The 7,007-nt window shown below is 41.5% G+C and carries 5 protein-coding genes and 1 pseudogene; 5 read left to right on the top strand and 1 reads right to left on the bottom strand.

Features of this window, described 5'->3' with window-relative positions:
* The 3 genes from Q0C19_RS09915 to Q0C19_RS09925 all read left to right on the top strand — a co-directional run.
* A partial coding sequence (locus Q0C19_RS09915; RefSeq protein ID WP_295055573.1) for an OprD family outer membrane porin occupies positions 1–1,100 on the top strand: 1,100 nt, incomplete at its 5' end.
* A gap of 40 nt (positions 1,101–1,140) precedes the next feature.
* Positions 1,141–2,688 carry a transporter substrate-binding domain-containing protein gene (locus tag Q0C19_RS09920; protein WP_295055583.1) on the top strand — a complete coding sequence of 516 codons (1,548 nt, stop codon included), beginning with the start codon at positions 1,141–1,143 and terminating at the stop codon, positions 2,686–2,688.
* A 56-nt stretch (positions 2,689–2,744) separates the two neighbouring features.
* The gene (locus tag Q0C19_RS09925) at positions 2,745–3,197 is read left to right on the top strand and encodes a bacteriohemerythrin (RefSeq protein ID WP_295055575.1); all 453 of its coding nucleotides are present in this window, start codon (positions 2,745–2,747) and stop codon (positions 3,195–3,197) included.
* Here Q0C19_RS09925 and Q0C19_RS09930 read toward each other — a convergent pair.
* Complete coding sequence (locus tag Q0C19_RS09930; protein WP_295055577.1) at positions 3,194–3,880, bottom strand: response regulator transcription factor; 687 nt, start codon at positions 3,878–3,880, stop codon at positions 3,194–3,196. The genes Q0C19_RS09925 and Q0C19_RS09930 overlap by 4 nt on opposite strands.
* A gap of 150 nt (positions 3,881–4,030) precedes the next feature.
* On the opposite strand from Q0C19_RS09930, the gene Q0C19_RS09935 reads away from it, so the two are divergent.
* Both Q0C19_RS09935 and Q0C19_RS11855 read left to right on the top strand, forming a co-directional pair.
* On the top strand, positions 4,031–6,691 hold the full coding sequence (locus tag Q0C19_RS09935; protein ID WP_295055579.1) for a filamentous hemagglutinin N-terminal domain-containing protein: 2,661 nt from the start codon (positions 4,031–4,033) through the stop codon (positions 6,689–6,691).
* Between the two features lie 255 nt (positions 6,692–6,946).
* Positions 6,947–7,007 (top strand): annotated as a pseudogene (locus Q0C19_RS11855) (hypothetical protein); the annotation flags it as partial.

Consider the following 7,007-nt stretch of genomic DNA (forward strand, 5'->3'; position numbering starts at 1 on the left):
AAGTTAATGTAGCCTATTATCTTACAACCGATTTTGGACTTCGGAGTTCTAATCCACGCAAAACCGATGCGTATATGTTCGATGTGGACAAGAGGCCGTATTCGATTCTCGGTGAAGCTGCTTTAGAGTATAAGCGCGGTGATTCAACCCTTCTCTTTGGACGGCAAGAGATTGATACCCCTATCGTCTCTACGTATGATTATCGAATCATTCCTAACCTTTTCGAAGCATATACCTACACAAACAAAAATATTGAAAATACTGCAATTACCCTCTCTTACATTACGAAAATGTCGGGATTGGATGGGTTGGTAAGTTTTAAACATTTTGAGAGCATGTCACAGCAAACGTATACCTCTTTGGCTATGAGTGACATAAATACGGTTGACTCGAATGGCGGCGATACATTGGATATATCGAGAATCTCCGGCGATCAGGGAGTTTTGATGAGCGGAATCGTATATGAAAGCGGTGTCAAAATACAAGGGTGGAATTATTACTGCAAGGATGTCCTCGATGAGTTTTATGTTGATATGGCCTATCCTTATCCCCTGAACGAGAATTTGAATGCAATAGTGGAAATTCAGGGATACGGTGTACGAGAAACGGGGCGTTTTAAAAATTTTCTTCAAAATCTTGGACTTAACGGATCGTATGAACTGTTTGGAACCAAACTCTCTTTGGAAAACAAAGAGTTAGGCCTTACCGCTTCTTTGGCCTACAATCTTTTTACAGGCGATGCAAAAACAATTACCGCTTTTGGAAACTGGGGCGGATATCCAGAATACGTTGCGATCCCTTATATGTTTGCACAGGATGGGACGGTATCTGCTCTCGCCAAAAGCCGAATGGGCAAAATAAGTTTAAAGTACGATTTGGCGAAACTGGGATTAGCGAAGCAGACATTGATTGGAGGATATTCGTTGATCGATTTGGATGAATCCATTATGCCCCATAGCGATATCCATCTCATCAATCTTGTGTATAAAGCTAAAATATACGATGCTTTTAGCCTAAAAGTACAGTATGAACTGCGGCAGTCGGATAATTACCGATATGCGGATGACATGCTGACCCTTTCGACAACATATCGTTTTTGAGTACAATAATTTTAGTAAAAAGTGAGGAAATTTTGTGAGAATGACTATTTTTGCCGTATTGTTGCTATGTCTCATGGTAAGTCCGATTGGCGCGGGCGAGATAGATGTTCATCTCACCAAAGAGGAACAAACGTATCTGAATCAAAAAAAAGAGATCACCATGTGCGTCGATCCCGATTGGGAACCGTTTGAAGTCATCAATGAGAACGGAGAACATGTCGGAATTGCCGCTGATCTAATACAGTTGGTAGCAAAGCGTACAGGGGTTAAAATCTCACTTAAGAAAACCTCGACATGGGAAGAGACGCTACATCTTTCTAAAACCAAACAATGTGATATCCTCAGTTTCGTCAATCAAACCCCAGAGAGGGAGAAATGGCTTATTTTTACCCAACCGCTCCTTTCTGATCCCAATATTTTGATTACGAGAGAAGAGCACCCTTTTATTGCCGATTTGCACGGATTGGATCAGGAACGGGTAGCCCTTCCGGCCGGAACCGCAGTGCTTGAACATATGAGCAAAGAGTTTTCTAATTTGAAATTTACACCGGTCGTCTCCGAAGCCGATGCGATGGAGATGGTTTCGGAAAAAAAAGCCGATATGACCGTCCGTTCTCTGATTGTAGCGGCCTATATCATCAAAAAAGAGGGATGGTTCAATCTGAAAATTTCCGGGCAGCCTCAAGGATATGAGAATCACCTCCGTATCGGCGTACTTCAGGATGAGAAAATTTTACGGGATATTTTGGATAAAGGGATTCGAGCGATTACCCCCATTGAAAGAGAAGCTATTATCAATAAACATACCGGGCTTGTTGTCAAAAAAGGGATCGATTATAAAACGGTGATTTGGATTGTTGGAGGGTTGTTCGGGACAATAGGCTTATTTATTCTCTGGAATTATTTGCTCCGCAAAAGAGTATATTCGGAAGTGGCAAAAAACCTTCGGATTAAAGAGCAGCTGTATCAAAAAACAAAACAGGCTGAAATCGGCAACTTGATTGCCAATATTTCTCATCAGTGGCGTGAACCCCTCTCCAAACTTAGCTCCGTAAATCTTTTAACCATTGCCAAAATTAAAATGGGACAGCCGATAGAAAAAGAGTGGCTTTTAGAACAGGCGCAGAAAGTTGAAAATACGATCGATTTTATGTCCCACACGATGCAGAACTTTTTAGAGTTTTACAAACAAAGCAGTGTAAAAAGTGATTTTTCCGCTAAAGAGTCGATAGAACATTCGCTCTCGATTATAGAAACCAAGCTCATCGATCATGGAGTCACTATTGTGATTACAGGGGATGATGTAATGTTCAACGGTATTAAAAACGAATGGATGCAGATTTGGCTAAACCTCTTGAATAATTCGGTGCAAGTCCTTTCAGAGCGAAATATTATCAACCCTACAATACATGTAAAGCTGAATACGGTAGAGATAAATTTTTGTGATAACGGCGGCGGAATGGATCAGTCGATAGAGTACAGCGGTCTTGGACATCAGATGTGTCAGGAGATTGCGAGTAAATACGGTGCTCGGCTGGAATTGAACAATACGGACAGCGGTTTATGCGCAACAGTTGTTTTACGATAAGTTTGCGATACCGATACGGAATAATAAACAAGATTTTTAAGTGAGGGAAAAAGAGTATGGCAACAGGATTGGAATGGAACGAAGAGTATCGTTTAGGGATCAGTCAAATCGATGAACAGCACCAATATCTTTTTGAGATAGTTGCTCAGATCGCAAATCTTGATGCGCTCACTTCGACCAAAGAGGAACTGAAGGCGATTTTAGGAGAGTTAAGCCGTTATATGAACGAGCATTTTAATGATGAAGAAGTTTATATGCAGCGGATTGGTTTTCCGGAATACGAAAATCACCGAAAACTACACCGTGAGATTATCGAGTTTGTGAATACTTCGGTGACCAATTCACCGACATTGGCGATGATTCGGACAAAACTCAAATTTATTATTAAAAAGGCGTTAATCGATCATATTGTTATCGAAGATATGAAATACAAACTTTATGCTGAAACTCTCAAAAAGAGATATGCTAATGCATGTGATGTTGATGATTGTACGGTTGATCTTAGTTAGAGTTTAAAGCGATACCCTAAATCGGGGATGGTATAGATAAAAGTTTTTCCAAAACGCCTTCGAATACGAAGGATAAAGTTCGTTACAGCCGAATCGCTCATCTCCTCAAATTCCCATACCGAAGCGTGAATCATCTCTTTGGTAATGATTCGGTCACGGTTGTGCGCTATAAGCTCTATAAAGAGGGCCTCTTTTTTATTAAGGACAAACGCTTTTCCCTCTTGTTCGAGTGTTTTGGTTTCGATATTAAAAAGCCAATTCTCTTTAAGGGCGATTTGCGGGTTTTGATTTAAAAAGATCGCTTCGCTGCACAGGCGAAGTGCATTTATCAGTTCGTCGTATTTGATCGGTTTAAGGAGATACGCGGTCAGCTTTAGCGGAATCGCCTGAAATAAAAAATCTTCATCTTTGTGTCCCGATAAAACGATGATCGGAGTGTGGGTGTTGCCTTTTCGTAAATTTTGAATAAAATCCAGTCCGTTCTCTTTTTTGAGCTTGATATCACTGATGATAATATCGATTGGAAAATTCTGCAATAAAGTTTCGGCTTCTTGAATCGTAGCGGCATGGTAAACATTTTTGACAAAGACGTCAAACAGTACGATGGTATTTTTTGCGAATTCGAGGTTGTCTTCTAAAAAAAGGATCGATTTGTCTTTGAGCCGTTCGAGACGTTCTGCCATGTAGCCTATCCATAATATAACAATTTTTATCACAGCACTTTAACACATTCAGATCGCATCTATATCGCAAAAGAAATTTTTTATTGCGACGCTATTGCAACATTGAAATAATAAAATACATTATTAAATACTTTTGCAAAGGATGAAATTATGAAGTATACTCCTGATTTTAGCTCCCGTTTCCGGATTCTCAAAGGGGGAAAAATCTCCCTAGTCGTATCGGCATTGATTGCTGGAAGCACCATGAGCTTTGCTTCACCGACCAGTGGGCAAGTCACAAGCGGTAGCGCTTCTATCATTCAGAATGGTTCTATAACCACCATTAACCAATCGAGTAATAAAGCCTCCATCAACTGGAACAGTTTTAGTATTGCGCCTTCTGAGACGGTCAATTTCGTTCAACCATCATCTCAATCGGTTACTCTTAACCGTGTAGTAGGAACAACATCGTCTCTTATCCAAGGGGCGATGAATGCAAACGGTCAAGTATTTCTCCTCAATCCTAATGGAGTACTCTTCGCCAATGGTTCTCAAGTTAATGTCGGAGGACTAGTCGCTTCAACGTTAAATATCACGGATACAAACTTCCAAGCAGGAAACTACGTATTCGAAGGTAACTCTCAAAACTCTATTATCAACATGGGAACCATCACCACAGCTCAGGGCGGCTATGTGGCGATGATGGGTAAACATGTAGCCAATGAGGGAACCATCGTAGCAACGATGGGGAATGTCCAAATGGCATCCGGTGAGAAGATTAGCCTCAACCTAAACGGTAACTCTCTCGTTAAACTCACGATTGATAAAGGAACCCTTAACGCTCTCGTAGAGAATAAAGGACTTATCAAAGCCGACGGTGGTCAAGTTTATCTCACCACCCAAGCGCTCAATACGATTCTCGATGGGATGGTCAACAACACCGGAGTCATCGAAGCACAAACGCTGAATGATCTTACAGGGAAAGTTGTTCTTTACGCTCATGGTGGAACGGCAAATGTCGGAGGTATTATTGATGCTTCAGCACCTAATCGTGGTAATGGAGGCTTCATTGAAACATCAGGAAAAAAAGTAAATGTTTTCAACGATGCCCGTATTACGACAATGGCTACTAATGGTGAAATCGGTATGTGGCTGATTGACCCAGCAACATATACAGTTGCAGCTAGTGGTGGAGATGAAACGGGTGCGGCATTGGCATCAAGACTATTAGGGACAAACATTACGATTCAAGCTGACAATACTATCACTATTAATGACGCTGTAAGTTGGAATGCACATAAACTAATCCTGAACTCAGGAGGAAATATTCTGATTAATGCCGATTTAACGGCAACTGGATCAGGGTCTTTGGCGTTATATTATGGACAATCTACAGCCAATGGTGGCACAAACCGATATACTGTTGCTGATGGAATTAATGTGTTGATTCCCAACGCTTCGGCATTTACATGGAAAAAAGGGAGTAGTGGAACGGAAACAAATCTTGTGTTAGATAACGGCTATCTTCGATTTGGAAACGGAACGGAAGCTTCTATTGACTCTATGGGATCTTTACTGCAACCTTGGTATTATGATAATGTGACGAATGGAAGAAATGGGTGGTATCAACTGACATTTGCAACTTATCCGCTTGATTTTATGATTGGTGTCAATGGTAGTGGATATAATGGTGGAAGTTTGTATGACACAGCTTCCGGAAACCTAAATTCAGCTGTTTCTAATCTTTCTATCAATGTTGCGAAATATTTCGAAAAAACCGGTACCGTGACTGCTAGTATGGACGTTACGACTACAGCTGGTACTCTTCCTGTAACACAGTCTTATACCCTTGATAGCGGAACTAACTTTGTTAAAGCGATAACTTCTATTACCAATAATACGGGTGCATCTATTTCAAATGCACGATTATGGATCGGAACACAAGATGATTTTGTTGCTGGAATGGATTGGAATTACAAAACACGAGGAAATATTGGAGGAAGTGGGTTTGTAGCAGTGTCCGATCAAACATCAGACAGTGCTAAAGCGCTGATTGTTTCCGAAAATCCTCTTAATAGTAATAATGGAGCTGCAGTTTTATTTTATTCAACTACTGATGGTACAAATACTATCGTCGGTGAAGGATATGGATGGGAATATATTACAAATGTTAATCCAACAAATATGCCTAATTATTCGCAGAGTTCAGCAGATGGTTCTTATGCACTTTATCTCAATCTTGGAACATTTCCAGACCAAGCGACAGGCAGTGTAACATGGTATTATGCGGCAGCTCCGGTTTCTCATTTGAGTGAAGCGGTTAGTCAAGTAGGACAATCGGCTGGGGTAACACCAACCCCAACACCTGATCCAACGCCGACCCCAACACCTGATCCAACGCCGACACCAACCCCTGAAGCCCCTACGCCAGTAGTTCCGCAACAACAAGTGAACAACGTGGTTACGACTATCGTGAATCAAGCGACGGTAACACCACCTCCACCAGTCATTGTGGTTTCTCGTCAAACACCGCCACCGCCTCCGGCTCAAACACAAACAAACGAATTACTCCAAACCATTATGCCTCAATCTTCAAATACGGGTGTATCGTATGAGCTTGTCGGTACGACGGATGGTAATGCTCCGGTACAAACTGTAAGCATGGAAGATTTACAAAAAGCGTCTGGAACGCAGGGAGGTATTTCAGAAATCCGTGTACCGTTAGCAAATGACAGTCTAGTCTCTCTTGTTAACGGCGGACTTAATCTCCCCTCAGGTGTAAGCCAAGAATTCTATGTTGTCGACAACAGTAAGCAAGCTACTAACAAATAAGGAATCATTATGAGAAAAAAACTATTAACACTATCGCTTATTACATCCGTAGCATTGTATGCAGTACCCGCTGTGCCGATCAACACGGGAGATATTCTCCGTCAGGTAGAACAGCCTAAACTTCCTTAATCACCCAAAGCTCTCCCCTCCGTCGGAGCAGGGGAGTATAAAGCACCACTCTCTGCCAAAGATGATGTAAAAACATTTGTAAAAGCGTTTAAATTCAGCGGGAACACCGCATTCAGTTCCGAAACTCTCTCCGAACTCGTCAAACCGTATGAAGGGAAAGATCTCGGAATTAACGCCCTCAAAGAAG

Source organism: Sulfuricurvum sp. (assembly GCF_023250475.1).
Taxonomy (GTDB): domain Bacteria; phylum Campylobacterota; class Campylobacteria; order Campylobacterales; family Sulfurimonadaceae; genus Sulfuricurvum.

Excerpts from the sequence above, each read along its gene's own strand:
- Q0C19_RS09920 (WP_295055583.1), top strand. The coding sequence starts at position 1,141 with ATGACTATTTTTGCCGTATTGTTGCTATGTCTCATGGTAAGTCCGATT.
- Q0C19_RS09925 (WP_295055575.1), top strand. The coding sequence starts at position 2,745 with ATGGCAACAGGATTGGAATGGAACGAAGAGTATCGTTTAGGGATCAGT.
- Q0C19_RS09930 (WP_295055577.1), bottom strand. The coding sequence starts at position 3,880 with ATGGCAGAACGTCTCGAACGGCTCAAAGACAAATCGATCCTTTTTTTA.
- Q0C19_RS09935 (WP_295055579.1), top strand. The coding sequence starts at position 4,031 with ATGAAGTATACTCCTGATTTTAGCTCCCGTTTCCGGATTCTCAAAGGG.